The organism is Hyphobacterium marinum (genome assembly GCF_036330325.1).
In the GTDB taxonomy this organism is placed as follows: domain Bacteria; phylum Pseudomonadota; class Alphaproteobacteria; order Caulobacterales; family Maricaulaceae; genus Hyphobacterium; species Hyphobacterium marinum.
On the sequence record NZ_JAZDRO010000004.1, the window covers coordinates 228,109 to 254,419 of the forward strand.

The following is a 26,311-nucleotide window of genomic DNA, read 5'->3' on the forward strand; positions in this document are numbered from 1 at the left end:
GGATACTCCTGTGTTATGACGCGCTGAGCGCTTCAATGCGCCCGACAAGCTCCATAACACTTTTCACTGAGTCGATGCGAATGGGTGGTTCACCTTCTCCGACCGGCGGCGGGGCGATGGCTTTTGAAAAGCCCAGCTTGGCCGCTTCCTTCATTCGCGCCTCGCTGCGGCCCACCGGCCGGATATCGCCAGAGAGACTGATCTCGCCAAAGACCACCATGTCGGCGGGCAGGGGGGCATCGAGCGCCGAGGAGATGATGGCCGCCGCGACGGCCAGGTCGGCCGCCGGTTCCCCGATCCGCAAACCCCCGGCGACATTGAGATAGACATCCTTGCCGCCAAACCCCAGCCCGCAACGCGCTTCGAGCACGGCCAGCACCATGGACAGCCGTCCTGAATCCCAGCCCACCACCGTCCGCCGCGGTGTGCCGAGCGGGGAGGCGGCAACGAGCGCCTGGATTTCCGTCAGGACCGGGCGTGTGCCCTCCATTCCGGCGAACACCGCCGCGCCCGAGGCCGGGTCGCCGCGTCCGTCGAGGAAGAGGGCGGACGGGTTGGCGACTTCGCGCAGGCCCGCATCGGCCATTTCGAACACGCCGATTTCGTCAGCCGGGCCGAAGCGGTTCTTCACCGCGCGCAATATGCGGAACTGGTGGCTGCGCTCGCCTTCGAAATAGAGGACCGCATCGACCATATGTTCCACCACGCGCGGTCCGGCGATCTGCCCGTCTTTGGTCACATGGCCCACGAGAATCACCGCCGCGCCGGTCTTCTTGGCGAAGCGTGTGAGCTCCTGGGCACAGGCGCGCACCTGCGCCACCGTGCCGGGTGCTGCGGCGAGCTGGTCGGTCCACATGGTCTGGATCGAATCGATGACGACGATGTCCGGCTTTTCCGCCTTCAGCCCGTCGAGGACCGAGACCAGCGCGGTTTCTGCCGCCAGCGCGACCGGCGCGTCAGCCAGCCCCAGCCGCCGGGCGCGGCGGCGGACCTGGCCCACCGATTCCTCGCCCGAGACATAGACCGCCTTCGCCCCGCCCGAGGCGAGGCGGGCGATCGCCTGCAACAAGAGCGTCGACTTGCCGATACCCGGGTCCCCGCCGACGAGAACCGCCGAGGCCGGTACCAGCCCGCCGCCGCAGACCCGATCGAACTCGTCGATCCCGGTGGAAAGGCGGGGCGGGTCGGGCGCATCGCCGCCAAGCTCAACGAGGTCCAGCTTGCCGCGCCGCCCGGAGCGCTTGGGCGCGCTGGCCGCCGTGCCAAGCGGAGCTGACCCGGCTTCTTCCACCAGCGTGTTCCACGAGCCGCAGGCGTCACAGCGCCCCGACCATTTCGGCTGCACACTGCCGCAGGACTGGCAGACAAAGACATTCTCGGTTCGGGCCATGGGCACTCGCACGCGATTCGGTTGGACCAGACTGGCTGTCGTCTCTGTATCAGACCGCGTCTTGATGTTCTACTAATGTTCTGCGACGCTATTCCTCCTCTCCCCCTTGGGGGAGAAGATTGAGGTGAGGGGGCCGGGCCGGTTCGTGCTCGACCTTGAACCAACCCCTCACCCTGACCCTCTCCCCTTCTAAAAGGGGAGAGGGGTGCAGCCACTACCCCTCATAGACCCGTTCAAACCGCCGGCCGAGGCGGACGAGAAGCTCGTAGGAAATTGTGCCGGACGCGCTGGCGAGGGCTTCGAGTTCGGAGCCCATGAAGCGGACATAGGCCCCAGGCTTGGCCGCATCGCCTGCACCGGTGACGTCGAGCGTCGTCAGGTCCATCGAGATCCGGCCCATCACGGGAAGGTGCTGGTCACCCAGCATCGCATAGCCGCCATCCTGCGCCGCGCGGAACAGACCGTCGGCATAGCCGCAGGCGACGATGGCGGCCTTGCGGTCCTCGCCGGAGGTGAAGGTCGCGCCATAGCCGACCGCATCGCCGGGATGAATGTCGCGCACCTGCAGGATGGGCGCGTCGATCGCCGCAGCGGACGTGAAGGGATTAGTGCCCTCAAGGCTCGGTGCGCCGCCATAGAGCGCTATGCCCGGCCGGACGACATCATACTGGTAAAGCGCGCCCAGCAGCGTGCCGGCAGAGTTGGAAAGGCTCGCCCTCACGCCGGGATAGGCGGCGAGAACCCGGTCGAATTCGCTTCGCTGGGCCGCGTTCAACGGGTGGCCCGGCTCGTCGGCGCAAGCGAGATGGCTCATCACCAGGCGCAGATCGAGCGCGCGCGCCCGGTCTGCGATGGTGATGGCGTCGTCCGGTTCAAGACCGAGCCGGTTCATGCCGGTATCGACATGGAGAGAGAAGGGGAGGTCGGGCGCGTGCGCCTCTAGCGCCGCGAACTGGCCGGGATCATTCACGGCCGGAATCAGCGACCAGCCCCTCAGCGTGTCGATATCCGGCGTCCAGAACCCGTTGAAGACGATGATGTCCGGGCCGTCGCCGAGGACGTCGCGCAGCTCGGCTCCTTCGCGGGTCGAGGCGACGAAGAAATGCCGGCACCCGGCCTCGACCAGCGCCGGGCCGACGCGATCGACGCCGAGACCATAGGCATCGGCCTTGACCACCGCCCCGACGGACGTGCCGGGCGCGATGGACTGAAGTTGAGCGTAATTGGCCCGGATCGCACCGAGATCGACGATCAGGCGGGGATGCGGTCCGCGCTCAGCGGGCGCTGTCTTCATACCGGCCCACGGGGTCGAGATCGGAGAACTTGGTGCGCGCACCGTCGAAGGCCAGCTTCACCGTGCCGATCGGGCCGTGACGCTGCTTGCCGATGATCACTTCGGCCTGACGCTCGATGAGGCGGAATTCCTCTTCCCAGGCGAGGTATTCGGGCGTGTCTTCCTTCGGCTTCTCGCGTTCCTTGTAGTAGGCCTCGCGATAGACGAACATCACTACGTCCGCGTCCTGCTCGATCGAGCCGGATTCACGCAGGTCGGAGAGTTGGGGCTTCTTGTCCTCGCGCTGCTCGACCTGGCGGGAGAGCTGCGAAAGGGCGATGACCGGGACGCTGAGTTCCTTGGCCAGCGCTTTGAGTGCCTGCGTGATCTCGGTAATCTCCTGCACCCGGCCCTGGCTCTGCTTGCCGGCGGACGCGCCGCAAAGCTGGAGGTAGTCGACCACGATCAGGTCGAGCCCGTGCAGGCGTTTCAGCCGCCGCGCCCGCGCCGTCAGCGCACCGATGGGCAGGCCCCCGGTATCGTCGATATAGAGCGGCAGGCCCTGGATCTCGAGCACCGCGTCGCGGATTTCCTCGTACTGGGCGGCGTCAATCTCGCCGCGCCGTATCATGAAACCGGGAATGCCGGTGTAGTCGGCGATAAGACGCGTCGCGAGCTGTTCGGCGCTCATTTCCAGCGAGAAGAAACCGACGACGCCGCCGCTGACGGTCTTCTTCGTGCCGTCGGGCTGGACTTCGTACTGATAGTTCCGCGCGACATCGAAGGCGATGTTGGTTGCGAGCGCGGTTTTGCCCATCGACGGACGGCCCGCAATGATGATGAGGTCGGAGCTGTGCAGACCGCCCAGCTTGTGGTCCATGGCCTTCATGCCGCTGGAAATGCCTGAGAGACCGCCTTCGCGCTCGAACGCCGCGGCGGCCATCTCGACAGACTCGGCGAGCGCATCCTTGAAGCTGACGAAACCGCGCGACCCGCCGCCGCTTTCGGCGAGTTCGAACAGGCGGCGTTCGGCCTGCTCGATCAGCATGCGGGCATGGGTTTCCGGCGGGCTGTCGACCGCATCCTTGGACAGTTCCGCGCTGACGCGGATCAGTTCGCGGCGCAGCGCCAGGTCATAGACGAGGGTGGCGTACTCGACCGCCGCGACACTGTCGGCCGCGCTTTCCAGCAGCACGGCAAGATAGGCCGCGCCCCCGATTTCCTGCAGGCCGCCATCGCGCTCGAAATCGGTCTTCAGGACAATGGCATCAGCCAGCGCGCCGCGGCTGATCCGGTCGGCTGTCGCCTGATAGATGCGGCCATGCACCGGGTCATAGAAATGGGCGGCTTTGAGCCAGTCCGCGACCCGGTGATACATCTCGTTATCGTAGAGAAGCGCGCCCAGAAACGCCTGTTCGGCCTCCAGGTTATGCGGGGCCGCGTCAAATTCCGGTTCATCGGCGGGGGCGAGGGCGGGCAGGTTCATGGGCCTTGTCTAGGCCCGTCATGTGGCCGCCTCAAGGCGTGATATCGGTTCGTGCACAGTTTTCTCGCCACTCTGTGGAAAAGTCGACCGGAAACGAAAAAGGCGGACCGCAATGCGGCCCGCCTTTAATCCGTACAAGGAAGAAAAAACTAATCTTCCTCGTCCTCGCCAGCGGCGTCGGCCGCTTCGGCTTCGGCCGTATCGTCGGAGCCTTCGCCCAGCTCGTCGGGCTCGGCACCGGCTTCGAACAGCTCGGCAGCCTGGGCTTCGGCGATCGCACGATCCTCGTCGGCGGCCGTCGCGATGACGTCCTCGCCGGCGGCCTGGCGTTCGGCTTCGTCCTCGGTCCGCGCCACGTTGATGGTGACGGTCACGGTGACTTCCGGGTGCAGGCGGATGCGGACCTCGTGCAGGCCGAGCGTCTTGATCGGCATGTCGAGCACGACCTGGCTGCGGCCGACTTTCAGCGCGTCGGTGGACACCGCTTCGGCGACGTCACGCGAGGTAACCGAACCGTAGAGGTGGCCGTTTTCGCCCGCCTGACGGATCAGGACATAGCTCTCGCCGTCCACGCCTTCACCGCTCTTGGCGGCTTCGTCGCGGCGCTCGGCATTGCGCTTTTCGAGGATTTCGCGCTCGCGCTCGAACCGGGCCTTGTTGGCGTCGGTCGCGCGCAGGGCCTTGTCCTGCGGCAGGAGATAATTGCGGGCAAACCCGTTCTTCACGGTGACCACGTCGCCCATGGCGCCGAGGTTTTCCACGCGTTCCAGCAGAATGACTTGCATGGTTGCCTCCTAGTCGAGCGCGTAGGGAAGCAGGGCCAGCTGGCGGGCGCGCTTGATGGCGCGGGCCAGTTCGCGTTGCTTCTTCGCGGAAACGGCGGTGATGCGGGCCGGAACGATCTTGCCGCGCTCGGACATGTAGCGAAGCAGGAGTTTCGGATCCTTGTAGTCGATCGCCGGCGCATGTTCGCCGGAGAACGGGCAGACCTTGCGGCGGCGCATGAAGGGCCGGCGCGCAGGAATGTTGGAAATGCTGACGTCAGACATCTGTTTCTCTCTCCTGATCGCTTAGCGGCGCTGTTCGCGGCGGCGGCGGTCGTCCTTTTTGGACAGCACGGCCGACGGCTCGTCGGTGTGCTCTTCGACGCGGATCGTCATGTGACGGATCACGTCTTCGGACAGGCGCTGCAGGCGGTCGAGCTCATCGATGACGGCCGGTTCGGCGTCGATATCGATGAGGCCGTAATGGCCCTTGCGGTTCTTCGCGATGCGGTAGGCGAGATTGCGCAGACCCCAGTATTCGGTCTTGCCGGTCTTGCCGCCCTTTTCCTCGATGAGGGTCTTGAGTTCCTCGACGAGGCTCTCGGCTTGCGCGGGCGAAATGTCCGGACGCGCAATAAACACGTGTTCGTATAAAGCCATTGGCTCCCTCTCTTTCAGGCTGCGGCGCTGGTGCGGGCCGAAGGGTCGAGCACCGCCAGCGGTGGCTCCTGATCCGGTGTGCACAGCGCACACATTTCCGGTGGATCGAGGACCGCAGCCAATCGAAGGCGCGCGTATAGGCCAAAGCGCGTGCCGGGGCAAGCCAGTCAGGCCGGGTCGCGCAGTGTGCCGGGCATCCGGTTCTCGTGGATGATGGCGCGGATCAGAATCCGGTCCGGCTCGATCGTGTAGTAGGCGACATGGTGACGAACGATGAGATTGCGAACGGGCCGCCCTTCGAACATCGCTTTCGGCGCAGCCTGGGGCCATTGCATCGCGGCTTCGATACGATTCAGGAGGTCGCTGACATAGGCGTCAGCCTGCGCTGCACCCCAAGTCTGAATCGTATAAAGGCCGATGTCCTTTATCGCCGTGCGGGCACGCTGCGAATAATCAACCTTCGGCATCGCGCTTGGCTTGTTCCAGCATCGCGCGGACCTCGGCATGGACCTGTTCCATAGGAACCGTCCGGCCCGCCTCGTAGTCGCGCTGGCTTTCGGCGAGCATCTCGCGCAGTTCGCGGACCTTTTGCGCTTCGAGTGCATCGTAGTCCGCCTGGGAAACCAGGTAGGACGAGGCGCGCCCGTGCTTCTCGATCCTCACTGGCCCGCGCTGGGCGTCATCGAGCAGCTGGCCAAACTTGTTCTTCGCCTCGGTCGCGGAATAGGTCTTCATGACTAACACCCAGTATGGCTATTTTAGCTAAAATAGCTACGCACGGAGATGCCGGCAAGCGGTCGCCCTTATCCGGGCGAGATTAATCGGCCCGCGTGCGCGAGGGCTCGCCTGCTTCCTGGCAATAGCGCCCATCAACAACCCACGTCCCGCCGCGTTCTTCGCAGCGTTCCCTCGGATCGGCGATTTCCGCCACAATTGTCAGGACCAGCACGCCGGTAGCGAAAAAGATACCTGCATAGAGAAGCCGGCGGTGCAGAGGCGTGCGCATGGGGGCTCCGTTGGAGGTCAGAATATCCGCGGCCAGCTTGCCACCGCCCTGCGCGCCGGTCTATCGACGCGGGGAACCGACTCCACTGTTTTGCATTGATGAGGGCCACACATGACCCACGCATTCGTCTTCCCCGGACAGGGCAGCCAGGCCGTCGGCATGGGCCATCCCCTATCGGCCGCGTTCGAAGATGCACGGCGCGTCTTCGAGGAAGTCGACGAAGCGCTGGACCAGAAACTTTCCCACCTGATGTGGGATGGGCCGATCGAGGACCTGACCCTTACCGAGAATGCCCAGCCCGCGATCATGGCCGCGAGTCTTGCTGTCATTCGTACGCTGACGGGTCAGTTTGGTGTCGACCTGTCTAAGGCGGCCTTCGTCGCCGGGCACAGCCTCGGCGAATATTCCGCGCTCGCCGCGGCCGGCTCGCTGTCGATTGCTGATGCCGCGAAGCTCTTGAAGTTGCGCGGTCAGGCCATGCAGAAGGCCGTCCCGGTCGGAGAGGGGGCGATGGCCGCCCTGATCGGGGCTGACATGGAAACCGCCGAAGCCGCCGCGAAAGCCGGAGCGCAACATGGCGTGTGCCAGGTCGCCAATGACAATGCGCCGGGACAGATCGTCATTTCCGGTTCGACCGGCGCGGTGGATGCCGCTATCGCCAAGGCCCAGGAGATGGGCGTGAAGCGCGCGATGACGCTGCCGGTCTCGGCCCCCTTCCATTGCACCCTGATGCAGCCCGCCGCCGACGCCATGGCCGAGGCGCTCGCCGCAGCCGACATCGCGGCCCCGTCGGTTCCGGTCGTGGTCAACGTGCAGGCGCGCCCGGTAAGCGATCCGGGCGTGATCCGCAAGCTACTCGTCGAGCAGGTGACGGGCCGTGTGCGCTGGCGCGAAAGCGTGGAATGGATGGCCGGCGAGGGTGGTGTGGACACCTTCGTGGAAGCCGGCGGTAAGGTGTTGACCGGAATGCTGAAACGCACTGCGCCGGATGCGAGTGGCGTTGCACTGATCAAGCCGGAAGATCTCGAGGCGTTTGCCGCCTCCCTGACATAGAAGGACTGAATTCCATGTTCTCACTCGATGGAAAGAAGGCGCTGGTCACTGGCGCAACGGGCGGCCTTGGCGGAGCCATCGCCAGGGCACTGCATGCGCAGGGCGCGACGGTCGCCATCTCGGGCACCCGCAAGGAAAAGCTCGACGAGCTGGCCGCCGAACTCGGCGACCGGGTCCATGTCACGCCGTGCAACTTGTCTGATGGTGCGGCGGTTGACGCCCTGCCGAAAGAAGCGTCCGACGCGATGGACGGGCTCGATATCCTGGTTGCCAATGCCGGTATCACCAAGGACGGCCTTCTGATGCGGATGAAGGACGAGGACTGGGACCAGGTCCTGAAAGTGAACCTCGAAAGCTATTTCCGCCTGTCGCGCGCGGCCATGCGCGGCATGATGAAAAATCGCTGGGGCCGGATCATCGGCATCACCTCGGTTGTTGGCGTTATGGGTAATCCCGGACAGGCGAATTACTGCGCATCCAAGGCCGGCATGATCGGCTTTTCCAAGTCGCTGGCCCAGGAAGTCGCGGCTCGCGGTGTCACCGTGAACTGCGTTGCGCCGGGCTTCATCGCCTCGCCGATGACCGATGTTCTCAATGAGCAGCAGCGCGAGGCGATCCTCGCGAAAATCCCGGCCGGCGATCTGGGCAGCGGGGACGATATCGCCGCCGCCGTTGTGTATCTCGCAAGTGCCGAAGCGGGTTATGTCACCGGCCAGACATTGCACGTCAACGGCGGTATGGCCATGATCTGACGGACGATTCGGACCGTCCTGCGGTCCGGCACTCAATCACTGGTCACTGGCGGATTTACATGATACCAGCCGCCGCACATCATCGAATTGGGCGGCGTGCCGTGTGATTGGCACTTCCCGCCCGGGACATCGCCGCCTAGAGTGTTCAGCGGCATAAACTGAAGGGTTTCGACATGTCTGACGTTATGAACCGGGTAAAGAAAATCGTCGTCGAGCACCTCGACGTCGAGGAAGAAAAAGTGACGGCTGACGCCAGCTTCATCGACGATCTCGGCGCGGACTCGCTCGACAATGTCGAGCTGGTCATGGCGTTCGAAGAGGAATTCGACATCGAGATTCCGGATGATGCGGCCGAGCACATCAACAAGGTTGGTGATGCGGTGAAATTCATCGAAGAGAAGGTCGGCTAATCCAGCGACCCATGCGCCGTGTTGTTGTTACAGGCCTCGGACTGGTCACCCCGCTCGGATGCGGGGTGGCTCCAGTCTGGAACCGGCTGATCGGCGGCGAATCGGGCATCAGGCCCATCGAACATTTCGAGACGTCCGACCTGGCCGCCCGCATTGCGGGCATTGTGCCCCGGGTGGACGGACGCGGTGGCGGCAGCCCGGACTATGAGGGCGCGTTCGACCCTGACGCGGTGATGAGCGCCCGCGAACGCAAGCGCTTCGACGAATTTATTCTCTACGGAATTGCGGCCGCCGACGATGCGCTGGCCGATGCCGGCTGGTCGCCGCAAAGCGAAGAAGACCAGACCCGGACCGGTGTGCTGATCGGATCGGGGACGGGCGGGCTGGAAACCACCTACCAAGCCTCGGTCCTGCTCCATGAACAGGGTCCGCGCAAGCTCTCGCCCTTCGTCATTCCCGGCATGATCATCAACATGATCTCGGGCCAGGTCTCGATCAAGCACGGGCTGAAAGGCCCGAACCATGCCGTCGTCACGGCCTGTTCGACCGGTGCGCACGCGATCGGCGATGCCGCGCGGCTGATCAAGTATGGCGACGCCGATGTCATGGTCGCGGGCGGTGCCGAAGCCGCGATCTGCCGCCTCGGCGTGGCGAGCTTCGTGGCCGCGCGGGCGATGTCGACCAAGTTCAACGACACGCCGGAAAAGGCCTCGCGCCCCTATGACCGTGACCGTGACGGTTTCGTCATGGGCGAGGGGGCGGGCGTCGTCGTGTTGGAAGAATACGAACACGCCAGGGCCCGCGGCGCGAAAATCTACGCCGAGGTGGCCGGCTACGGCCTGTCGGGCGATGCGTTCCACATTACGGCCCCGGCCGAGGATGGCGATGGCGGGTTCCGCGCCATGAAAGCTGCGCTCGCCAGCGCCGGACTGACGGCGGCGGACATCGACTATGTCAACGCCCATGGCACCTCGACGCCCAAGGGTGACGAGATCGAGCTCCGCGCCGTGGAGCGCCTCTTCGGGGACGCGGCCAAGGACCTGGTCATGTCCTCGACCAAGTCGGCGATCGGGCATTTGCTGGGCGCTGCAGGCGCGGTCGAGGCGATCTTCTCGATCCTCGCCATTCGCAATGGCGTCTGTCCCCCGACGCTCAACCTGGACAATCCGTCCTGTGAAACCGTGATCAATCTCGCGCCGCACACGGCCGTGGAACGCCCGGTGCGGGCCGCCCTGTCGAACTCCTTCGGATTCGGCGGGACCAATGCCTCCGTGGTATTCACGCAAGCAACCTGATTGTTCCCAGCCAGAAGGCGTCACGCATGGCCGAGTCCGGCAAGAAACGCGGCTTTTCCGTCCTGCGCCTTTTCGGTGTCCTGTTCGGCATCCTGGGCGTTCTGGCAATGGCTACGGCGGGTGTCGCGGCCGGTGGCTGGTGGTGGCTCAACAAGGAATTCGCCGAGGCCGGTCCGGCGGCTGAAGAGACCGTTGTCATGCTGCCGCGCGGCTCGGGTCTGATCCGCATCGCCAACCAGCTGGAGGACGACGGTGTCATCACTGATGCCCGCATCTTCCGGGCCATGGTCACCATCGACGGCGGCGACCGCGACCTACGCGCCGGGGAGTATGCGGTTCCCGCCGGAGCCTCCATGCAGGAGATCTACGATCTGCTGCGCTCTGGCGAGACGGTTCGCTATCCCGTGACCTTCGCCGAAGGGCTGACCTCGGCGATGATCGTGCGCGTGGTCGAGGCCGCCGAGGTCCTGACCGGCGAGATCGAGGCGATTCCGGCGGAAGGCACGCTGTTGCCCGAGACCTACCTGGTTGATCGCGGCATGGCCCGTCAGGAACTGATCGACCGCATGCGCGCCGACCAGCAGGCCCTGCTCGACGCGTTGTGGGAAGGACGCGCGGAAAACCTTCCCTTTGATACGCGCGAAGAGGCGATCATCCTCGCCTCCATCGTCGAAAAAGAAACCGGCGTCGCCGAGGAGCGTCCGCGCGTCGCGGCGGTTTTCGTCAACCGGCTGCGTCGCGGCATGCGCCTGGAAAGCGACCCGACCATTATCTACGGCATCACGCAGGGCGAGCCGCTGGGCCGGGGTATTCGCCGGTCCGAACTGGACAACGCGGCCAACCCCTACAACACCTATCACAATGACGGCCTGCCGCCCGGTCCCATTGCCAATCCGGGGCGCGATTCCATTGCCGCCGTGCTCAATCCGCTGGACACCAACGACCTGTTCTTCGTCGCGGACGGGACGGGCGGACATGCCTTTGCCGCGACCTATCGCGAGCACCAGCGCAATGTCGCCAACTGGCGCCGGATCGAGCGCCAGCGCGGGCAGGGCGGACAATGACCGCCCCGCTGTCAGGCATGACGGGCTTTGCCCGCGCCGAAGGTGCGCTGGGGGCCTGGCACTGGGTCTGGGAAGGCCGCAGCGTCAATGGACGGGGGCTGGAAGCCCGGTTTCGCCTGCCGCCCGGTCACGAAGCGCTGGAGCCGGCGCTGCGTGACGCGGCGAAATCGGTCTTCTCGCGCGGCAATATCCAGTTTTCCCTGACGCTGAAGCGCGATGAAAACGCACAATCGGTTCAGATCGACACCGACAAGCTGGCCGCCATCGTCGAGGCTGGCCGCCCGCTGGTGGAGGCCGGCACGGTCGCGCCGCCCACGCTTGATGGCCTGCTCGCGATCAAGGGCGTGCTCAAATCCGACGACGATGATCTCAGAGAGGACGAACGCACCGCATTGCATACCGCGATGGGCACGAGTTTCAGCACGGCGGCCGACACGCTCGTCGCGGCGCGGCGTGAGGAAGGGGCGGCGCTCGCCGCCATTCTCGCGGACATCCTTGCGGAGATCGAAACCCTGACCGCGAAGGCGGCCTCAAGTGCGGCAACACGGCCGGAGGCCATCCGTGACCGGTTGAAAGCCCGCCTCGACGAACTCCTGGGCGGCGAATTTCCCGAAGAGCGCCTCGCCCAGGAGATCGCCATGCTCGCCAGCAAGGCTGATGTGCGCGAGGAGATCGACCGGCTGAAGGCGCATATTGCCAGCGCGCGCGACCTGCTCGCCGCCGGGTCGCCAGTCGGGCGCAAGCTCGATTTCCTGTCCCAGGAGTTCAACCGCGAAGCCAACACGCTATGCTCCAAGTCCGGTGATTCCGAACTCACCACTATCGGACTGGCGCTCAAGGCCGCCGTCGAACAATTCCGGGAGCAGGTACAAAATGTCGAATAGCGCGGGCGGGGCACCCCGGCACAGGGGCGGGCGCCGCGGCATGATGCTGGTCCTGTCCAGCCCGTCCGGGGCGGGCAAGACGACGCTGTCCAAACGTCTTATCGCCCAGAATCCGGATGTGGTCCTGTCGGTCTCGACCACGACACGGCCGATGCGGCCCGGCGAGGTCGATGGCCAGGATTATGTCTTTGTCGACGACGCGGCCTTTGAAGCGCTGATCGCGGGCGAGGGCTTCTACGAGTGGGCACGGGTGTTCGAACATTACTACGGCAGCCCGAAAGCCCCGGTCGAGGAAGCGCTGTCGGAAGGCCGTGATGTCATTTTCGACATTGACTGGCAGGGTGCGCGCAAACTCGCCGAACAGGCTCCCGATGACGTGGTGCGGGTCTTTGTTCTGCCGCCGTCGATGAAGCTGCTCGAAGACCGGCTGAAAAAGCGCGGACAGGATTCCAAAGACGTGATCGACGGGCGCATGGCCCGCGCCGAGGCGGAAATCTCCCACTGGGAGGAATATGACTACGTCATCGTCAACGAGGATTTTGCCGGCGCGCTCGAGGAGCTTGATCGTATCCTGCATGCCGAGCGCCTGCGCCGCACCCGCCGGCCGTGGCTGTCGCGCTTCGTCGACCAGCTGATGAACGAGCGGGACTAGGCTTCTTTCGGGGGATTTCCCCCTCACCCTCCCCAGCCTTCGCTATCGCTTCAGGCCGGGTCCCCTCCCTCTCCCTCGAGGGAGAGGGTGGCCCGCAAGGGCCGGGTGAGGGGGGGAGGACAAACAGGCTTCAAAGCAAGCACGGGATTACCCTCGCGCCGCGCGCCATGCCCTCGCCAGTTCCATGAAGCCCTCGGGCGCAATCGTTTCAGCACGGGCGGTTGGCTCGATACCGGCCTCAGACAGCAGAGCTTCTGCCGAAGTTCCCGCTTTCGCCGCCGCGGTCTTCAGGCTGGAGCGCAGCATTTTCCGGCGCTGGCCAAAGGCAGACTCGGTGATGGTTTCGAGCGCCGTGATATCGGTAAAGCGCCGGTCCACGGGCAGCGGGTGCAGGACCACGACAGCGGACTCCACCTTCGGCGGCGGGGTGAAGGCGCGGGCCGGGACTTTCAGCGCCAGCAGGGCCGTGGCGCGCGCGGCGGTGATGACGGCGAGCCGGCCATAGGCTTTCTCGCCCGGCCTTGCGACCACGCGGTCGGCGACCTCGCGCTGGAACATCAGGACGGCGGTGTCCCACCAGACCGGTTCGGCGCGCAGCCACTTGATGAGTAGGGCTGTGCCGACATTGTAGGGCAGGTTCGACGCGATCACTGCGCCGGGGCCGGCGAGGGCCGCGTCGTCGACTGTCAGCGCATCACCCTCGACGATGTCGAGCGGCGCGGGGAAGGCCTCACCCGTCACTTCCAGGGCCGGAATGAAACGCCGGTCCATTTCCACCGCGATCATTTTTTCCGGACCGGCGGCCAGCAGGGCGCGGGTCAGCCCGCCCGGGCCGGGGCCGATCTCGATCACCGTCTTGCCGGACAGGTCTCCGGCAAGGCTTGCGATCTTGGCGGTTAGGTTGAGGTCGAGCAGAAAGTGCTGGCCGAAACTCTTGTCCGCACCCAGGCCGTGCTCGGCGATCAACGCGCGCAAGGGGGGCAGATCGATGCTCATGCGGCGGTCCGGCGTTGCGCCATCTTTGCGGCCAGTCCGATCGCGTTGATCAGGCTGTCGGCGCGGGCCTTGCCCGTCCCGGCGAGATCGAACGCGGTGCCGTGATCGGGCGACGTGCGCACGATGGGCAGGCCCAACGTGACATTGACCCCGCCCCAGAAATCGAGCGTTTTTAAGGGGATCAGCCCCTGGTCATGATAAAGGCAGAGCGCGGCGTCGTAGCGCGCCCGGGCCTCGGCGTGGAACATGGCGTCGGGCGGCAGGGGACCGGCAACATCATGACCTTCGGCCCGCAGGATGTCGGCGGCAGGCCCAATGATATCGATCTCCTCGCGGCCGATATGTCCGTCCTCGCCGGCATGCGGATTGAGACCGGCAATGGCGAGGCGGGGGCTGGTGATTCCGAAATCCCGTGAGAGGGCGGAGAGGGTCACGCGCGCCACATCACAAATCCGCTCGCCGGTCAGTGAGGCGATGGCGTCCTTCAGCGGCATGTGGATGGTCGCCAGCACGACCCGCAAACCGTCACCGGCGAGCATCATGACCGGTCCTCGCGGTCGCTGCGCCGGGAGTGATGAAACGAGATCAGCGACGAATTCGGTGTGGCCGGGGTGGGTGAAGCCCGCGCCTTTCAGCACGGCTTTGGAAATCGGGTTGGTCACGACCGCCGCGGCCTGTCCGTCCGTCACGCAAGAGACGGCCTGTTCGATTGAGGTGATGGTTGCCGGCGCGTTCCCTCGGTCCGGCTGTCCTGGGGTCACTGGACCAGCCAGCGTCAGCGGCAGGACAGGCAGGGCGTCGGCAAAGACAGCCGCAGCGTCAGCGGGCGCGGCGATTGTGCGCGCCGGATCGCCATAGAGAGCAGGGTCACCGATAACGAAAAAGCCGGGTCCGCTGGCGCGCAGGGCTTGCCAGGCTTTCACGGTGATGTCCGGGCCGACACCGGCCGGATCGCCCATCGTCAGGGCGATCGGCGGGTGGCCGCCGGTCACCGGACTTCGACGGTGGAATCGCGGCGGAGATCGCGCAGCCAGCGCCGCGACAGATTGGACAATTGCTGTCCGCGCAGTTGCTGCTCGATATCCTCGCGCGACGGCACGCCCGGCCCGCCGATGGAGCGGGAGCAGACGATGAAGGCCTGCCGTCCGACAGACGTCTCGAGGAGGGCGCTGTGTTCGCCATTGCCGAGCGGGTCGAGGGCCTGGCGGATATTGGGAAGCAGGGCATCGGCGTTGATTTCGCCAAGTGCGGTCGAGAACGCGCCATCAATACCGGCGATTTCCGCGTCCACATCCTCGCAGCTGTTGATGCGGTCGAGCGCGCGCTCAAGCTGGCGCACGCTTTCGTCCGTGACGACGCGTGAGGGCAGGGTGACCTGCGTCAGGTCAAACTGGAGCGTCGTCGTCCCGTCGCGCTTGTCGATGAGGGCGATGATCATGAAGCCGCCCGGCACACGGATCGGCCGGGACAGTTGACCCGGCTGGAGAATGTCGGCGACCTGCGCGACTTCCGGGCGCAGCTGACTGCCGGTCACCCAGCCGATTTCGCCGCCGGCCGCTGCCGAAGTGGCATTGGAGTATTGCTGCGCGACTTGCTGGAACGGGGCACCCTGACGTAGGGCGTTGATCACTTCGTTGGCGCGGCGCTGGGCCTCGCCTTCATCCGCGGTGGTCGGGATTTCGATCAGGATTTCCGCGAGATTGTACTGAGCCTGAGACGCGCTCTCCGCGATGCGCTCCAGCTGTGTCTCGATCTGCTGGTTCGAGATCCGGATGCGCTGGCCATAACGGCCACCCACCAGGATCTGCCAGGCGATATCGGCTTCGAGCTGGTGGCGCAGCGTGGACAGGTCCACACCGGCCTGCGTCAGCTGTTCGGTAATCTGGTTGCAGGGCACGTTGTTGCGCGCCGCGAGGTCGCAGATCGCTTCGTCGATCTCCGCCGGTTCGACCGTGACTTCGTATTCGGCCGCTTCCTGGATCTGCAGCGTCTCGTCAATCAGCGTCCGGATCGCCTGGGCCTGGATGCGTTCAAGCGCTTCGGGCGTCGGCTGGACCCCAATCGTGGCGATGATGAAGCGCATGCGGTTGCGCACATCGACCGTGGTGATCGGGGCGTCATTGACCAGCGCGGCAATGCCTTCAACAGACCGGCTATCGCCGGATTGCGCCGCGACCGGAGCGGTCAGGGCGAGCGACACGGCCGCAGCCAGTGAGGTCAGAATGGAGCAGTCGCGAAACATCATGATTGATCAGGCTTGTCTAAGCGGAAGCAGAACATAACCAAAGGGACGCGCGACGCAATCGCACGGTGCGGCTGGGGCTGTGTCAATCGTCCGAACCGAGGGCTCCGAGCGTGAACAGATTGATACGTACCTGAATCGATTCCGACGGTCCAAGCGGTCCGATATTGAGATTCTCGCGTTGATAGAGAATTTCGAACTCGGTGCAGAAATCGCGGTACAGCAGGCCGATTTCCTGCGTCCGGGACAGGCCCATCTCCAGATCGCGGCGCAAATTGTAGACGAGGCTCCAGCTATCCGAGATGCGGGTCCGGGTCGACAGGATGACTTCCTGCTGCGGTCCGAACCGCGCCAGATCCTCGTTGAAACCGGTGTAGCGGATCGCTCCGGTGAACAGATCGCTGGTGTATGAGGCGACGAGATCAAGCCGGTTGAGGTCGCCGTCCTGCGAATCGATGCGGGTGCGGGCGGCACCGGTGAAGCCAGCGAGATTGACTTCGGTTGCAGCAATGATGTCGGACTCGTCATCGAACAGGCCGGTATTCGGGCCAAAGACCGGTGTGCCCTCAAGCCGCCGGCTCTGCCCCAGGAAACCGCGGAAGCGTCCGCCGGATTCGCCCCAGAACGCTGTCGCCCGAACGCCATACGCGATGCGGGAGCCTTCTTCCCAGATATCCATGCCCGGCGCGCGATTGGCCGAGAACAGCAGGGTTTCATCGAGATCAACGCTTTGGCTGTCTTCGTTGACGATGCGTCCGGCCTCGACCGCATCGGATGCGACGACACCCTGGATGACCGGTTCCACGATCCAGTCGGTGGTTTCACCGGGCCGGAAGAAGGGCCAGCGCACCTCGGCCCCGGCAAGACCCAGAACACGTCCGAAGGAATCCTCGGCAGCCGCTGTACCGGGCAATGCGCCGGGAAGGTCGTTGAAGCTGTAATAATCGGCCCGGACGCGGGCGAACGGCTCAAGCACCATGCCGGGCCCGCCAATCCATTGCGCCCGCCAGTCCGTTCCCGCGCTGGCACGGCGGTAATCGACGCCATTGTCGCGGGTCAGCGCAACGGTCGAGGCGATGTTGCGCAGACGGCCAAAGCCGTCGCCGAGTTCCAGCGTCTGACGGAATTCACCGAGCGGCGCGATCGTGGGCAGCGTATTGTCGTCCTCGAATTCACGCAGGCTCTGGATCGAGGCGGCGGACAGTTCGGCGTAATAATCGTCGCCGCGGCCCTGGACGTAGAGCTGGCTCAGCAGGCGGCGGCCATCAGGCATCAGCAGGCCGGTGTCGTTGGCATAGACCTCGGTGATGTCATAGCGGCGCATGTGCAGATCGTCGGACGCGGCCTGCACGCCAAAGCCCCACAGCCAGTCTTCCGACAGGTCGAACTGGCCGGCCCCGAACAGATGCCAGCGCCAGTCCTCGTTGCCGAAGCGGTCGCCATCGCTGTCGATTTCGCGCTCATAGGTCAGGCTGCCTTCGAAATCGACTCGCCCCGACCAGAACCGTTTGCGATAGTCCGCCTCCAGAAGCGGGCGCACATTCGTCATCAGCCGCGGCGAGATTGTCAGGTCCTGTGACGGCGAAATCACCCAGTGATAGGGCTGCTGGTAAAAGGCCCCCAGGCGGGACGACACGCCAAAGCCGGGAAACAGAAAGCCCGACCGGCGCTCGATCGAGGGGTCGGGGTGGGCGAAGGCCGGCGAGTAGAGCACCGGGACACCCAGCACTTCGAGCCGGACGTCGCGATAATAGATCATCTCGTCGTCGGCATCCTGGATGACCTGGGCGGCCCGCAGGCGCCAGGTTGGCTCCCGGCCGGACTCCTCGCACAGGCGGCAGGCCGTGTAATAGGCCTCGGTCAGTTCGACCGAGCCGTTGTCGCGTCGTACCGCGAAGGCGGCGGCCGTCCGGCCATTGTTTTCCAGCATGGTCGCGAAGCCGACCGCGATTCCCTCGCCGAGCTCGTCGTCGAGTTCGACTTCATCGGCATATTGCGGGTGCGCGCCCTGTCCGAAAATGGCGACACTGCCGCGCGCGATGACACGGCCGGTCAGCGGCCGGTATTCCAGCTCGTCGGCATAAAGGGTGCGGTCATTCTGGCGGGCCCGGACTTCGCCGCGGGCATAGTACACGCCCGCTTCCTGGTCCTGGATCAGCGTATCGGCCTCGATATAGACCGGCTCGTCGGACGCCTCGTCCGACTGCGCCAAGGCAGGTGTGCCGGCGACTGCCAGGCAGGCCGCAAATCCGGCGAGGCGGGCTTTCAGCCCCATCGGCGACTCCTCCACGCGGGTCAAGAAAGCGTTCGTTACAAAACCATGGTTACTGGAAGCCCGCGCGCGCGTCCACGTCTTCGCGTCAGCCGTCTTCCGTCGAGGCGATATAGATGGCCGCAACCAGCGCAGTGATGGCCGGGGCCGCCCAGGCTGCGGTGATCGGCGGCAGGGTTCCGGTTGCTCCGAAGGAGCGCAGCAATTCCTGGAAGAAATAGACCACGAATCCCGAGATGCCGCCGGCGAGCGCGAAGGCTCCTGCGCCGCCCAGACGATAGAGGCGCAGCGTGGCTGCCGCAGCAATGAGCGTTGCGGCAATCAGCGTCAGCGGCAGGGCGAGCAGGGAATGCAGGCGCAGCTCGTAGCGATTGGCGTCGAGCCCGGCGGCACGAGCCGAGCGGATCAGGCCGGGCAGATCCCAGAACGCCACGCCGCGCGGTGAGCGGGAGCGTTCGAACAGGGCCTGGCGGTCAATGAAGGTCTGGATCGAGATCGCGCCGAGATCGGTCGCGTCCTGACCCGGCGCACGCTCGACCGCGTCCTCCAGAACCCAGAAGCCGGCATTCAGATCGGCATGGGACGAATCGATCCGGCGTTCAAAGGCCGGGGCTCCGCCTTCGGTCAGCGTGTAGAAGAAGAAGGAGGGATTGCGGATGCGCCGTGCATTCTCGTCGAGTGCGCGCGCCGCGATCACCGTGAAGCCTTCAGGTGTCGTTTCGCGCAGCCAGACCGGGTCTTCCGCTTCGACATCGGTTCGGATGCTGGTCAGCGCTTCCTGCCGGCGCTCGAATTCGGCATTCATCGCCGCGCCGATCGGGTTGAGCGCCGTGGCTCCGAGTATGCCGGTGAGCAAGGCAATGACGATGGGCGCGCTCAATATGCGCCAGGCCGAATAGCCCGAGGCCCGCATCACGATCAGCTCGCTGCGGCGGTTCAGGCGGAACAGGGTCGCCAATACGCCAAAGAGGAAGACGAAGGGCAGCGTCTCTTCCAGCAACAGGGGCGCTTTCAGGAAGGTCAGCATCAGGAGGTCGAGCGCAGAGATCGATTCGACCCGCGTCCCGATGGCGCGCGATTGCTCGACGAAATCGACGAGCAGGATGACCGCGCCAATGACCATGACGGCTCCGGCAAGCCCGATCAGGGTTTCAAGCGCGATATAGCGGCTAAGGCGGCGCGGCAGGTGCAACATGCCGTCAGGCCTCCGCTGCCGGTCGGGGTCTGACTTTCCGGGCTGGCCGGAAAATGATGACCAGCGCCGCCAGTCCTGCCGCGACCGGGATCACGTACTGGACGATATTCAGCGCGGCATCGTCTGCGGCTGCCGATTGTGCGGCAAAGCCGAGCATCCGCACGGTCAGCGCAATCCCGATTGCGATCAGGACGCGCCGGCCATACCCGAGCCGGGAATGCTGGCCTCCGAAAAAGGCCGCCGCGGCGATCAGCACCATGGTGACATTGTAGATCGGAGCCGACAGCCGGTAATGCGCCTCGGCATAGAGCCGCTCTACACCGCGTGCCCGGGCGACCGAGGCGGCATCGGGGAAGAAGAGCTCATCGAGGAATTTGTCGGAATCCTTGAAGAACAGGACCTGGGCCGCATCGACGAATTCGGAGAGGTCAAACTCGTAGCGCTCGAAGGTCAGGAAACTCAATGAGTTGTCGTCCTCGACCTGCTGCACATTGCCGTCGAGCAGCACCATCACCGGCCGGTCCGCGGCGCGCACGATCACCCCTTCACGCGCGACATAGGTCGACGTGCCGTCCGGGTCGCGCGCATCGTTGATGAAGACTTCCTGCATGCGCCCGCCGGCATCGGTTTCGCGGGCATAAAGCGTCACGCCCGCGCCAAGCCGGGAGAAGGAACCGGGGCGAACAAGGCTCGCGGCGACGTCGGTACGCAACTCGTAGAGGCTTTCCCGCATCTCCCGGTAGGAGAGGGGCTGGATGAAGAGATTGACCGCGAGATTGGCGACAAGGGCCAGCACGCCGAGCCGTACGATGGGCGACAGGACGCCCCAGCGCGATAGGCCCGAAGCCGAGGCGACGGTGATCTCGCTGTCGCTCATCATCCGGTTGATGCCGACCAGCGCGGCAATGAAGATCGCAAACGGCGAGAGCAGACCAACCAGCTGGGGCAAGGCGAGCAGCGTCACCTTCAGAAAGGTCAGCGCCGTCTCGCGGTAGTCCGAGATCAGCTCGATATTGGTCAGGCTCTGCGTCAGCAACGCCAGACCTGCGAATGCGCCGGCCGCCGTCAGGAACGGGCCGAGCAATTGCCGGAACATGTAGCGCTGTACGAGAATCATCGGCGTCGGATTACTTTTGCGGTTGCGGCCTTCTATATCACCCGGCGATCGGATACCACTTCCGCCGTCACGAAGTTTTTCACCACCCAAACCGGCCCGACGGGCCGGCAGGCCGTTCAGGGATAGACCATGAAGATCAAATTCGCCGCATCGGGTTCTGCATCGGGTTCCATTGCCGTGGCCGCCTATGACAAGGCGACGCTGACTGTCGTTGGCAAGGCGCTGGACAGCGATGCGGGCGGAGCCATCACCCGCGCGATGAAAGCCTCGCGCTTCACCGGCAAGGCCGGTGAGATCGTCGAACTCGTTGCGCCTTCAGGTGTCGACGCGGATCGGATCGTCGTTTTCGGCGTCGGCACCAAGTCGAAAGTCGATGGCAATGGTCTTGAGCGCGCCGGGGCCGGACTGGTCAAGAAACTGCTGACCGGCGGCGAGACCGCGCTGACCGTGTCGCTGGAAGGCGTGGCCGACAGCGAGGGCGCGTCGCGCTTCGCGCTGGGCTGCCGCATGGCCGCTTACCGCTTTGACGGCTACCGGACGACGCTGGAAGAGTCCAAGAAGCCGACGCTGAAGACCATCACGCTGATCACCGACGACGAGAAGGCCGCCAAGGCGAGCTGGAAGTCCTGGGAAGCCGTCGCCGATGGCGTCGACATGGCCCGTGACCTGGTCAACGAGCCGCCGAACGTCATCGACCCGCCGCAATACGCAAAGCGGGTCGCCAAGCTCGCCGATACCGGTCTCGAGATCGAGATCCTGGGCGAGAAGGAAATGAAGAAGCTCGGCATGAATGCGCTGCTGGGTGTCGGCCAGGGTTCGGTCAAGGAATCCCAGCTCGTGATCATGAAGTGGAATGGCGGCAAGAAGGGCGACAAGCCGCTCTGCTTTGTCGGCAAGGGCGTCACCTTCGACACCGGCGGCATTTCGCTGAAACCCGGCGCGAACATGGACGAGATGAAGGGCGACATGGGCGGTTCAGCCGCCGTGGTCGGCCTGATGCGCGCGCTGGCGGGCCGTAAGGCCAAGGTCAATGCGGTCGGGATTATCGGCCTGGTCGAGAACATGCCGGACGGCAATGCGCAGCGTCCGGGTGACATCGTCACCTCGATGTCGGGTCAGACCATCGAAATCCTCAACACCGATGCGGAAGGCCGTCTCGTCCTGGGCGATGCGCTCTGGTACGCGCAGAAGGAATTCGACCCGCAATTCATGATCAACCTGGCGACGCTCACCGGCGCGATCCTGATCGCGCTGGGTCACGAGCACGCCGGTATCTTCTCCAATGACGACAAGATCGCCGATGGCCTGACCAAGGCCGGTCTCGCGTCCGACGAGAAGGTGTGGCGCCTGCCGGTCGGTCCGGAATATGACCGCCAGATCGACAGCCCGGTCGCCGACATGAAGAATATCGGGGAAGGGCGTCTCGCCGGTTCGATCACCGCCGCGCAGTTCCTGCAGCGCCACGTGAATGGCAAGCCCTGGTGCCATATCGACATCGCCGGCACCGGCATGTGGCCGGGCTCGAAAGATGCACGCCTGCCGACATTCGGCACCGGGTTCGGCGTGCGCCTGCTCGACCGCTTCGTGCGGGACAATTACGAGAAGTAATCAGTGATGAGCGGCGAGCTGTGGTTCTATCATCTCGAGCGGACCACGCTCGCCGACGCGCTGCCCGAACTGCTGGAAAAGACGCTCGCCAAGGGCTGGAAGGCGCTGGTGCGTGCTCCCGCCGAGGACCGCCTCGGCGTGCTCGATGCCCAGCTCTGGACCTTCCGAGAGGAGAGTTTTCTCGCCCATGGCCTCGCGACCGGTCCCGCGCCGGACCGCCAGCCCATCCTGCTGACGACAACCGAAGATAACGCCAATTCGGCCGAAGTCCTGTTCACCATCGACGGGTTGATGCCGGAACGCCCCGACGCGTTCGAGCGTTGCGCCATCCTGTTCGATGGCGGGGATGATACCGCTGTCGGTGCGGCACGGGACGCCTGGCGCAAGGCCAAGGATGCGGGCCGGTCCATCGCCTACTGGAAACAGTCTGAAGACGGAAAATGGGAGAAGAAGGCCTAGAATTCCCCCTCACCCGGCGCTTCGCGCCACCCTCTCCCTCGAGGGAGAGGGAGGGGACCCGCTTGCGGGGAGGGAGAGGGGGATCGATTATGGCCTTCCAAGATATGACCGGGAGACTGACATGCGATTGATAGCGTTAGCGTCGTTTTTGGCCCTCGCAGCCTGCGCCACCATGCCGGAAGACCCGGTCGATCCGGTTGATCCCGATGCCCCGGCCTGCGCGGCGGACAGCTATCAGCACCTCGTCGGCCAGCCCATTGGCGAAGTCGATACCGAAACCCTGCCGCACCCGACCCGCGTCGTGCCGCATGGTGTCGCCGTGACGATGGAATACCGCGCCGACCGGATGACGGTCTGGCTCGACCGCCGGGACCATATCGAACGCGTGCAGTGCGGCTGACGCCGTTCATTTCCGCGTCAGCACCGATTTGAGATTGTCCGCGCGTGAGCCCTGCGCGGATGGTATGATCCGCCGGTCTGAACCGGGAGGACAACCATGATACTCGAACTCGCCCTGGCCCTTGCGGCCGGTACCGCTGCGCAAGCCGATACGCCGATGATCGAGCGCACCGACCCGGTCGAGCTGCGCCTGTCGCGCGAGAACGGCACCAATGTCTGGACGGCGGGCGAGTGGAACGGGACGTTCCGCGTCGGCGGCCGCTCAACACGGCTGTTCGGCGTGCGCTCGTCGGACATCGCCCGCGCGACCCTGACCGTGAACGGGCCGGGCTTCGAGGACGGCGAGGTGACGATCGCCTGTGATGGCGGGCAGCTCGATTTCACGATCGGCTTCATCACCTTCGACCATGAAGACCTGTCCTATGTCTGCACGTTCGAGCGGGGTGGCCAGCCGATGGACAGCGGGTTCGAACTCGCCCTGTCGTCGAGCGGATTCTTCTCCAGCCTGACCCGGGCGGAACGCGCAGGCGGCGTGCGTCATGAGGGACGGGAAGTGCGCTTCGAAACACAGCGCCTCTCCGGTGCGGCCCTGCCGACGGGCCGGGTGCCGGGCTATGTGATCCGCAGCCTCAACGGCACGGATATCGCGGGCATGGATTACCGCGTCATGCGCCCGATGTTCTACCTGCCCCATGAAGGCGACCCCGACCGCGAAATCGCGCTTCTGACCGCGCTGATCCTGGCCACCTTTACCGACCCGGCCAATTCCGGGAATTGAACCCTAACCGCTGAAGTGCTGGGAACTTTTTGCCGGGTTGGCCCGTTTCATGAGCGTCTCCGTTCTGTGGCCGAATCCCACGGACGGACCGCCATGAAGGGTGACGGACATGAGTCAGTTCAAGCGCATTCTTGCGATTCCCGCCGCGGTAGCGGGTGTCGTCTTCCTCGCCGCCATGTCAATGCAGACGCCTGTCCTGCCGGCAAACGGCCTCAGTGAGGACGGCTTTGCGCCGACCTGCCCGGCCGAAGCGCTCCAGCATCTCGTCGGTCAGCCCATCGGCGAGGTTGATTTGAATTCCATGCCGCGCCCGTTCGAGGTGCACGAAACCGGTATCGCTCCGCTGGAAACCAGCGAAGGCGGTTTTCAGACCAATGTCGAGTTCAGTGCCGACGGCCGCGTAACGAACGTCTATTGCGGGTAACGAACAGACTCAGAATTAGAGAGTCCGTCCCGGCCACCGTGCCGGGACCTACGGCCGTCCTGCCCTGAATGTCGTTGAGGTGCGGTAGTGCGTGCTTCGAGGCTGCTTCGCAGCACCTCAGCATGAGGAAGGTTAGTGCAGGTCTATTACCCTCATCCTGAGGTGCCCGCAAAGCGGGCCTTAAAAGGATGGGAAGCGATAATAATAGCTTAAAATCCTAGCCCCTTCTGGCCTCCTCCAGCGCTTCCTCGGCTTCGAGCCATTTTGTTTCTGCCGCGTCGATGAGTTCGACGGCTTTGGCGCGCTTGATCTGGAGTTCGGTCGCGGTTTTGGGGTCTTTCTCGTAGAGGCCGGGCGCGGCGAGGCCCTTGTCGATGACGGCGAGCACGCCGCGCAAACGCTCGGCCTCGGCTTCCCACTTGCGCACCGCATCCAGCAACGGCTGGCGCGCCTTGCGGCGTTCGGCCTTGTCCTTGCGCACCTCGGCACGGGCGTCCTGACCGGCGGTTTTCGGCTTGTCGCGGGAGGGGCGGCCGGTGAACTGGGCGCGGTACTCCTCCATGTCGCCGTCATAGGGCGCGACCGTACCACCGGCGCACAGCCAGAGCCGGTCAACGCAGCTCTCGATGAGGTGCCGGTCGTGGCTGATGACGATGACCGCGCCTTCATAGGCGTTGATCGCGTCGATGAGCGCGGCGCGGCTGTCCATGTCGAGGTGGTTGGTCGGCTCGTCGAGCAGAATGAGATGCGGCCCATCGAAGGCGATAAGGTGCATCAGGAGGCGCGCCTTCTCGCCGCCCGAGAGCTGTTTGGCCGGGCTTTCCTGCAAATGATGCGGCAGGCCGAATGTCGCCAGGCGCGAGCGCCGCTGCGCCTCGGTCGCGTCCGGCATGCGATCCACCACGTGCTGATAGGCCGAGACCTCCGGGGGCAGGGCGTCCATCTGGTGCTGGGCGAAATAGGCGATGTCGAGCTTCTTGTGCTTGCGCAAATGCCCGTCCATCGGATCAAGACGTCCAGAGATCAGCTTGGCGAGCGTCGACTTGCCTTCGCCATTGCGCCCCAGAATGCCGATCCGGTCGTCCGGGTCGATCCGAAGGTCGAGGTCTCGCAGGACCGGCTTGCCGGGCTCGTAGCCGGCCTCGGTCCCCTCCATCCGGATGATCGGCGGGGCCATGCGCTTCTGCGGATCGGGGAAGGTGAAGGGCGCAACCGGATCGTCAATAATCGTCGCCACGGGCTGCATTTTTTCCAGCCGTTTGACCCGGCTCTGGGCCTGGCGAGCCTTGGACGCCTTGGCCTTGAAGCGGTCGACGAAAGCCTGCAAATGGCGGCGTTCCTCGTCCTGCTTGGCCTTCAGCTTCATCTGCAGGCGCTGCTTTTCCGAAAGCTGTTTTTCGAAACTGTCGTAGCCGCCCTCAAAGACGGCGATCTTGCCCTGTTTGAGATGCGCGATCCGGTCCATCGCTCCATTGAGGAGGTCGCGGTCGTGAGAAATGACCAGCGCGGCACCGGGGAAGGATTTGAGATAGCCTTCCAGCCAGACCGCGCCTTCCAGGTCGAGATAGTTGGTCGGTTCGTCGAGGAGCAAGAGGTCGGGCCGGGCGAACAGCGTCGCGGCCAGTGCCACACGCATGCGCCAGCCGCCGGAGAACTCGCTGCACGGGCGGCGCTGTTCTTCCGCTGTGAAACCAAGGCCGGAGAGGATCGCGCCTGCGCGCGCTTCAGCCGAATGTGCTTCGATATCGGCCAGCCGTGTCTGGATCTCGGCGATGCGTGCCGGGTCGGTCGCGGTTTCAGCTTCTGCCATCAGGGCGTGGCGTTCGGAATCACCGGCGAGGACCACTGCCATCAGGCTTTCCGGTCCGCCGGGTGCTTCCTGGTCGACCGTGCCGACGCGCGCGCCCTTGCGGATCCGCGCCGAGCCGGTTTCACCCGACAACTCGCCCTTGATGATGCGGAACAGGGTCGACTTGCCCGAGCCATTACGCCCGACAAGGCCCATCTTGGATTTCGCCGGCAGGTGAAAGGTCGCCTGGTCGATCAGAAGGCGGCCTTCCATGCGGAAGGTGAGGTCGTTGACGTGCAGCATGGCGCGCTAGCGCCTATCACGGCTTCACAGGCCGGGGAAG

At 64.8% G+C, this 26,311-nt stretch carries 28 protein-coding genes; 12 read left to right on the top strand and 16 right to left on the bottom strand.

From position 1 onward, the window contains the following. Positions 1-13: 13 nt before the first annotated feature. From radA to V0U35_RS10880, 9 genes are all read right to left on the bottom strand, one after another. The gene (radA, locus tag V0U35_RS10840; protein ID WP_330196732.1) at positions 14-1,390 is read right to left on the bottom strand and encodes a DNA repair protein RadA; all 1,377 of its coding nucleotides are present in this window, start codon (positions 1,388-1,390) and stop codon (positions 14-16) included. A gap of 214 nt (positions 1,391-1,604) precedes the next feature. Next, positions 1,605-2,684 (bottom strand): alanine racemase, encoded by a 1,080-nt coding sequence (gene alr / locus V0U35_RS10845; RefSeq protein WP_330196733.1) that lies wholly within the window; start codon positions 2,682-2,684, stop codon positions 1,605-1,607. Next, positions 2,665-4,149: a replicative DNA helicase gene (locus V0U35_RS10850; protein ID WP_330196734.1), complete on the bottom strand. Its 1,485-nt coding sequence runs from the start codon at positions 4,147-4,149 to the stop codon at positions 2,665-2,667. The genes alr and V0U35_RS10850 overlap by 20 nt, the downstream gene beginning before the upstream one ends. Before the next feature lie 149 nt (positions 4,150-4,298). Next, positions 4,299-4,934: a 50S ribosomal protein L9 gene (rplI, locus tag V0U35_RS10855; RefSeq protein WP_330196735.1), complete on the bottom strand. Its 636-nt coding sequence runs from the start codon at positions 4,932-4,934 to the stop codon at positions 4,299-4,301. A gap of 9 nt (positions 4,935-4,943) precedes the next feature. Beyond that, entirely contained in the window at positions 4,944-5,198 is a 255-nt protein-coding gene (gene rpsR, locus V0U35_RS10860) for a 30S ribosomal protein S18 (protein ID WP_330196736.1), read from the bottom strand. Between the two features lie 21 nt (positions 5,199-5,219). Further along, a complete protein-coding gene (gene rpsF, locus V0U35_RS10865) occupies positions 5,220-5,573 on the bottom strand; it encodes a 30S ribosomal protein S6 (RefSeq protein WP_330196737.1) in 354 nt (117 codons plus the stop codon). 167 nt (positions 5,574-5,740) lie between these two features. Next, the gene (locus V0U35_RS10870) at positions 5,741-6,040 is read right to left on the bottom strand and encodes a type II toxin-antitoxin system RelE/ParE family toxin (protein WP_330196738.1); all 300 of its coding nucleotides are present in this window, start codon (positions 6,038-6,040) and stop codon (positions 5,741-5,743) included. Next, positions 6,027-6,308, bottom strand: a complete 282-nt coding sequence (locus V0U35_RS10875; RefSeq protein WP_330196739.1) for a type II toxin-antitoxin system Phd/YefM family antitoxin — start codon at positions 6,306-6,308, stop codon at positions 6,027-6,029. Before V0U35_RS10875 ends, V0U35_RS10870 begins: the two co-directional genes overlap by 14 nt. Before the next feature lie 82 nt (positions 6,309-6,390). Further along, positions 6,391-6,579 (bottom strand): hypothetical protein, encoded by a 189-nt coding sequence (locus V0U35_RS10880; RefSeq protein WP_330196740.1) that lies wholly within the window; start codon positions 6,577-6,579, stop codon positions 6,391-6,393. Positions 6,580-6,690: 111 nt separating this feature from the next. Between V0U35_RS10880 and fabD the strand changes: the two genes are divergently transcribed. From fabD to gmk, 7 genes are all read left to right on the top strand, one after another. Further along, positions 6,691-7,632: an ACP S-malonyltransferase gene (fabD, locus tag V0U35_RS10885; RefSeq protein WP_330196741.1), complete on the top strand. Its 942-nt coding sequence runs from the start codon at positions 6,691-6,693 to the stop codon at positions 7,630-7,632. A 14-nt stretch (positions 7,633-7,646) separates the two neighbouring features. Next, complete coding sequence (fabG, locus tag V0U35_RS10890; RefSeq protein ID WP_330196742.1) at positions 7,647-8,384, top strand: 3-oxoacyl-[acyl-carrier-protein] reductase; 738 nt, start codon at positions 7,647-7,649, stop codon at positions 8,382-8,384. A 173-nt stretch (positions 8,385-8,557) separates the two neighbouring features. Further along, the gene (locus tag V0U35_RS10895; RefSeq protein ID WP_330196743.1) at positions 8,558-8,794 is read left to right on the top strand and encodes an acyl carrier protein; all 237 of its coding nucleotides are present in this window, start codon (positions 8,558-8,560) and stop codon (positions 8,792-8,794) included. Positions 8,795-8,805: 11 nt separating this feature from the next. Continuing rightward, on the top strand, positions 8,806-10,089 hold the full coding sequence (fabF, locus tag V0U35_RS10900) for a beta-ketoacyl-ACP synthase II (protein WP_330196744.1): 1,284 nt from the start codon (positions 8,806-8,808) through the stop codon (positions 10,087-10,089). 26 nt (positions 10,090-10,115) lie between these two features. Continuing rightward, positions 10,116-11,153 (top strand): endolytic transglycosylase MltG, encoded by a 1,038-nt coding sequence (gene mltG, locus V0U35_RS10905; protein WP_330196745.1) that lies wholly within the window; start codon positions 10,116-10,118, stop codon positions 11,151-11,153. Next, complete coding sequence (locus tag V0U35_RS10910; protein WP_330196746.1) at positions 11,150-12,037, top strand: YicC/YloC family endoribonuclease; 888 nt, start codon at positions 11,150-11,152, stop codon at positions 12,035-12,037. Before mltG ends, V0U35_RS10910 begins: the two co-directional genes overlap by 4 nt. After that, on the top strand, positions 12,027-12,689 hold the full coding sequence (gmk, locus tag V0U35_RS10915; protein WP_330196747.1) for a guanylate kinase: 663 nt from the start codon (positions 12,027-12,029) through the stop codon (positions 12,687-12,689). The genes V0U35_RS10910 and gmk overlap by 11 nt, the downstream gene beginning before the upstream one ends. 147 nt (positions 12,690-12,836) lie before the next feature. Here gmk and rsmA read toward each other — a convergent pair whose 3' ends face one another. From rsmA to V0U35_RS10945, 6 genes are all read right to left on the bottom strand, one after another. Then, complete coding sequence (gene rsmA, locus V0U35_RS10920; protein WP_330196748.1) at positions 12,837-13,685, bottom strand: 16S rRNA (adenine(1518)-N(6)/adenine(1519)-N(6))-dimethyltransferase RsmA; 849 nt, start codon at positions 13,683-13,685, stop codon at positions 12,837-12,839. Continuing rightward, positions 13,682-14,677, bottom strand: a complete 996-nt coding sequence (pdxA, locus tag V0U35_RS10925; RefSeq protein WP_330196749.1) for a 4-hydroxythreonine-4-phosphate dehydrogenase PdxA — start codon at positions 14,675-14,677, stop codon at positions 13,682-13,684. The genes rsmA and pdxA overlap by 4 nt, the downstream gene beginning before the upstream one ends. Then, positions 14,674-15,930: a peptidylprolyl isomerase gene (locus tag V0U35_RS10930; RefSeq protein WP_330196750.1), complete on the bottom strand. Its 1,257-nt coding sequence runs from the start codon at positions 15,928-15,930 to the stop codon at positions 14,674-14,676. The genes pdxA and V0U35_RS10930 overlap by 4 nt, the downstream gene beginning before the upstream one ends. Before the next feature lie 82 nt (positions 15,931-16,012). Continuing rightward, complete coding sequence (locus V0U35_RS10935; RefSeq protein ID WP_330196751.1) at positions 16,013-18,202, bottom strand: LPS-assembly protein LptD; 2,190 nt, start codon at positions 18,200-18,202, stop codon at positions 16,013-16,015. A gap of 85 nt (positions 18,203-18,287) precedes the next feature. Continuing rightward, on the bottom strand, positions 18,288-19,394 hold the full coding sequence (locus V0U35_RS10940; RefSeq protein ID WP_330196752.1) for an LptF/LptG family permease: 1,107 nt from the start codon (positions 19,392-19,394) through the stop codon (positions 18,288-18,290). Positions 19,395-19,398: 4 nt separating this feature from the next. Next, the gene (locus V0U35_RS10945; protein WP_330196753.1) at positions 19,399-20,511 is read right to left on the bottom strand and encodes an LptF/LptG family permease; all 1,113 of its coding nucleotides are present in this window, start codon (positions 20,509-20,511) and stop codon (positions 19,399-19,401) included. A gap of 129 nt (positions 20,512-20,640) precedes the next feature. On the opposite strand from V0U35_RS10945, the gene V0U35_RS10950 reads away from it, so the two are divergent. The 5 genes from V0U35_RS10950 to V0U35_RS10970 all read left to right on the top strand — a co-directional run bounded on the left by V0U35_RS10950 (position 20,641) and on the right by V0U35_RS10970 (position 24,179). Further along, positions 20,641-22,119, top strand: coding sequence for a leucyl aminopeptidase (locus V0U35_RS10950; RefSeq protein WP_330196754.1), 1,479 nt, complete (start codon positions 20,641-20,643; stop codon positions 22,117-22,119). 6 nt (positions 22,120-22,125) lie between these two features. After that, complete coding sequence (locus V0U35_RS10955) at positions 22,126-22,578, top strand: DNA polymerase III subunit chi (RefSeq protein ID WP_330196755.1); 453 nt, start codon at positions 22,126-22,128, stop codon at positions 22,576-22,578. A gap of 121 nt (positions 22,579-22,699) precedes the next feature. After that, the gene (locus V0U35_RS10960) at positions 22,700-22,978 is read left to right on the top strand and encodes an I78 family peptidase inhibitor (RefSeq protein ID WP_330196756.1); all 279 of its coding nucleotides are present in this window, start codon (positions 22,700-22,702) and stop codon (positions 22,976-22,978) included. 96 nt (positions 22,979-23,074) lie between these two features. Beyond that, positions 23,075-23,755, top strand: a complete 681-nt coding sequence (locus tag V0U35_RS10965) for a hypothetical protein (RefSeq protein ID WP_330196757.1) — start codon at positions 23,075-23,077, stop codon at positions 23,753-23,755. A gap of 109 nt (positions 23,756-23,864) precedes the next feature. After that, a complete protein-coding gene (locus tag V0U35_RS10970) occupies positions 23,865-24,179 on the top strand; it encodes a hypothetical protein (protein WP_330196758.1) in 315 nt (104 codons plus the stop codon). A 217-nt stretch (positions 24,180-24,396) separates the two neighbouring features. Here V0U35_RS10970 and V0U35_RS10975 read toward each other — a convergent pair whose 3' ends face one another. Beyond that, positions 24,397-26,271 carry an ABC-F family ATP-binding cassette domain-containing protein gene (locus V0U35_RS10975; protein WP_330196759.1) on the bottom strand — a complete coding sequence of 625 codons (1,875 nt, stop codon included), beginning with the start codon at positions 26,269-26,271 and terminating at the stop codon, positions 24,397-24,399. Between the last annotated feature and the right edge of the window lie 40 nt (positions 26,272-26,311).

Bases quoted from the DNA above. Each gene is read 5' to 3' on its own strand.
- V0U35_RS10880 (WP_330196740.1), bottom strand. From the start codon at position 6,579: ATGCGCACGCCTCTGCACCGCCGGCTTCTCTATGCAGGTATCTTTTTC.
- V0U35_RS10895 (WP_330196743.1), top strand. From the start codon at position 8,558: ATGTCTGACGTTATGAACCGGGTAAAGAAAATCGTCGTCGAGCACCTC.
- V0U35_RS10930 (WP_330196750.1), bottom strand. From the start codon at position 15,930: ATGATGTTTCGCGACTGCTCCATTCTGACCTCACTGGCTGCGGCCGTG.
- gmk (WP_330196747.1), top strand. From the start codon at position 12,027: ATGTCGAATAGCGCGGGCGGGGCACCCCGGCACAGGGGCGGGCGCCGC.
- V0U35_RS10970 (WP_330196758.1), top strand. From the start codon at position 23,865: ATGAGTCAGTTCAAGCGCATTCTTGCGATTCCCGCCGCGGTAGCGGGT.
- rsmA (WP_330196748.1), bottom strand. From the start codon at position 13,685: ATGAGCATCGATCTGCCCCCCTTGCGCGCGTTGATCGCCGAGCACGGC.
- V0U35_RS10965 (WP_330196757.1), top strand. From the start codon at position 23,075: ATGATACTCGAACTCGCCCTGGCCCTTGCGGCCGGTACCGCTGCGCAA.
- fabF (WP_330196744.1), top strand. From the start codon at position 8,806: ATGCGCCGTGTTGTTGTTACAGGCCTCGGACTGGTCACCCCGCTCGGA.
- V0U35_RS10870 (WP_330196738.1), bottom strand. From the start codon at position 6,040: ATGCCGAAGGTTGATTATTCGCAGCGTGCCCGCACGGCGATAAAGGAC.
- mltG (WP_330196745.1), top strand. From the start codon at position 10,116: ATGGCCGAGTCCGGCAAGAAACGCGGCTTTTCCGTCCTGCGCCTTTTC.
- V0U35_RS10945 (WP_330196753.1), bottom strand. From the start codon at position 20,511: ATGATTCTCGTACAGCGCTACATGTTCCGGCAATTGCTCGGCCCGTTC.
- rpsR (WP_330196736.1), bottom strand. From the start codon at position 5,198: ATGTCTGACGTCAGCATTTCCAACATTCCTGCGCGCCGGCCCTTCATG.
- fabG (WP_330196742.1), top strand. From the start codon at position 7,647: ATGTTCTCACTCGATGGAAAGAAGGCGCTGGTCACTGGCGCAACGGGC.
- fabD (WP_330196741.1), top strand. From the start codon at position 6,691: ATGACCCACGCATTCGTCTTCCCCGGACAGGGCAGCCAGGCCGTCGGC.
- rpsF (WP_330196737.1), bottom strand. From the start codon at position 5,573: ATGGCTTTATACGAACACGTGTTTATTGCGCGTCCGGACATTTCGCCC.
- V0U35_RS10955 (WP_330196755.1), top strand. From the start codon at position 22,126: ATGAGCGGCGAGCTGTGGTTCTATCATCTCGAGCGGACCACGCTCGCC.
- V0U35_RS10940 (WP_330196752.1), bottom strand. From the start codon at position 19,394: ATGTTGCACCTGCCGCGCCGCCTTAGCCGCTATATCGCGCTTGAAACC.
- V0U35_RS10960 (WP_330196756.1), top strand. From the start codon at position 22,700: ATGCGATTGATAGCGTTAGCGTCGTTTTTGGCCCTCGCAGCCTGCGCC.
- radA (WP_330196732.1), bottom strand. From the start codon at position 1,390: ATGGCCCGAACCGAGAATGTCTTTGTCTGCCAGTCCTGCGGCAGTGTG.
- V0U35_RS10875 (WP_330196739.1), bottom strand. From the start codon at position 6,308: ATGAAGACCTATTCCGCGACCGAGGCGAAGAACAAGTTTGGCCAGCTG.
- V0U35_RS10910 (WP_330196746.1), top strand. From the start codon at position 11,150: ATGACCGCCCCGCTGTCAGGCATGACGGGCTTTGCCCGCGCCGAAGGT.
- alr (WP_330196733.1), bottom strand. From the start codon at position 2,684: ATGAAGACAGCGCCCGCTGAGCGCGGACCGCATCCCCGCCTGATCGTC.
- V0U35_RS10935 (WP_330196751.1), bottom strand. From the start codon at position 18,202: ATGGGGCTGAAAGCCCGCCTCGCCGGATTTGCGGCCTGCCTGGCAGTC.
- V0U35_RS10850 (WP_330196734.1), bottom strand. From the start codon at position 4,149: ATGAACCTGCCCGCCCTCGCCCCCGCCGATGAACCGGAATTTGACGCG.
- rplI (WP_330196735.1), bottom strand. From the start codon at position 4,934: ATGCAAGTCATTCTGCTGGAACGCGTGGAAAACCTCGGCGCCATGGGC.
- V0U35_RS10950 (WP_330196754.1), top strand. From the start codon at position 20,641: ATGAAGATCAAATTCGCCGCATCGGGTTCTGCATCGGGTTCCATTGCC.
- V0U35_RS10975 (WP_330196759.1), bottom strand. From the start codon at position 26,271: ATGCTGCACGTCAACGACCTCACCTTCCGCATGGAAGGCCGCCTTCTG.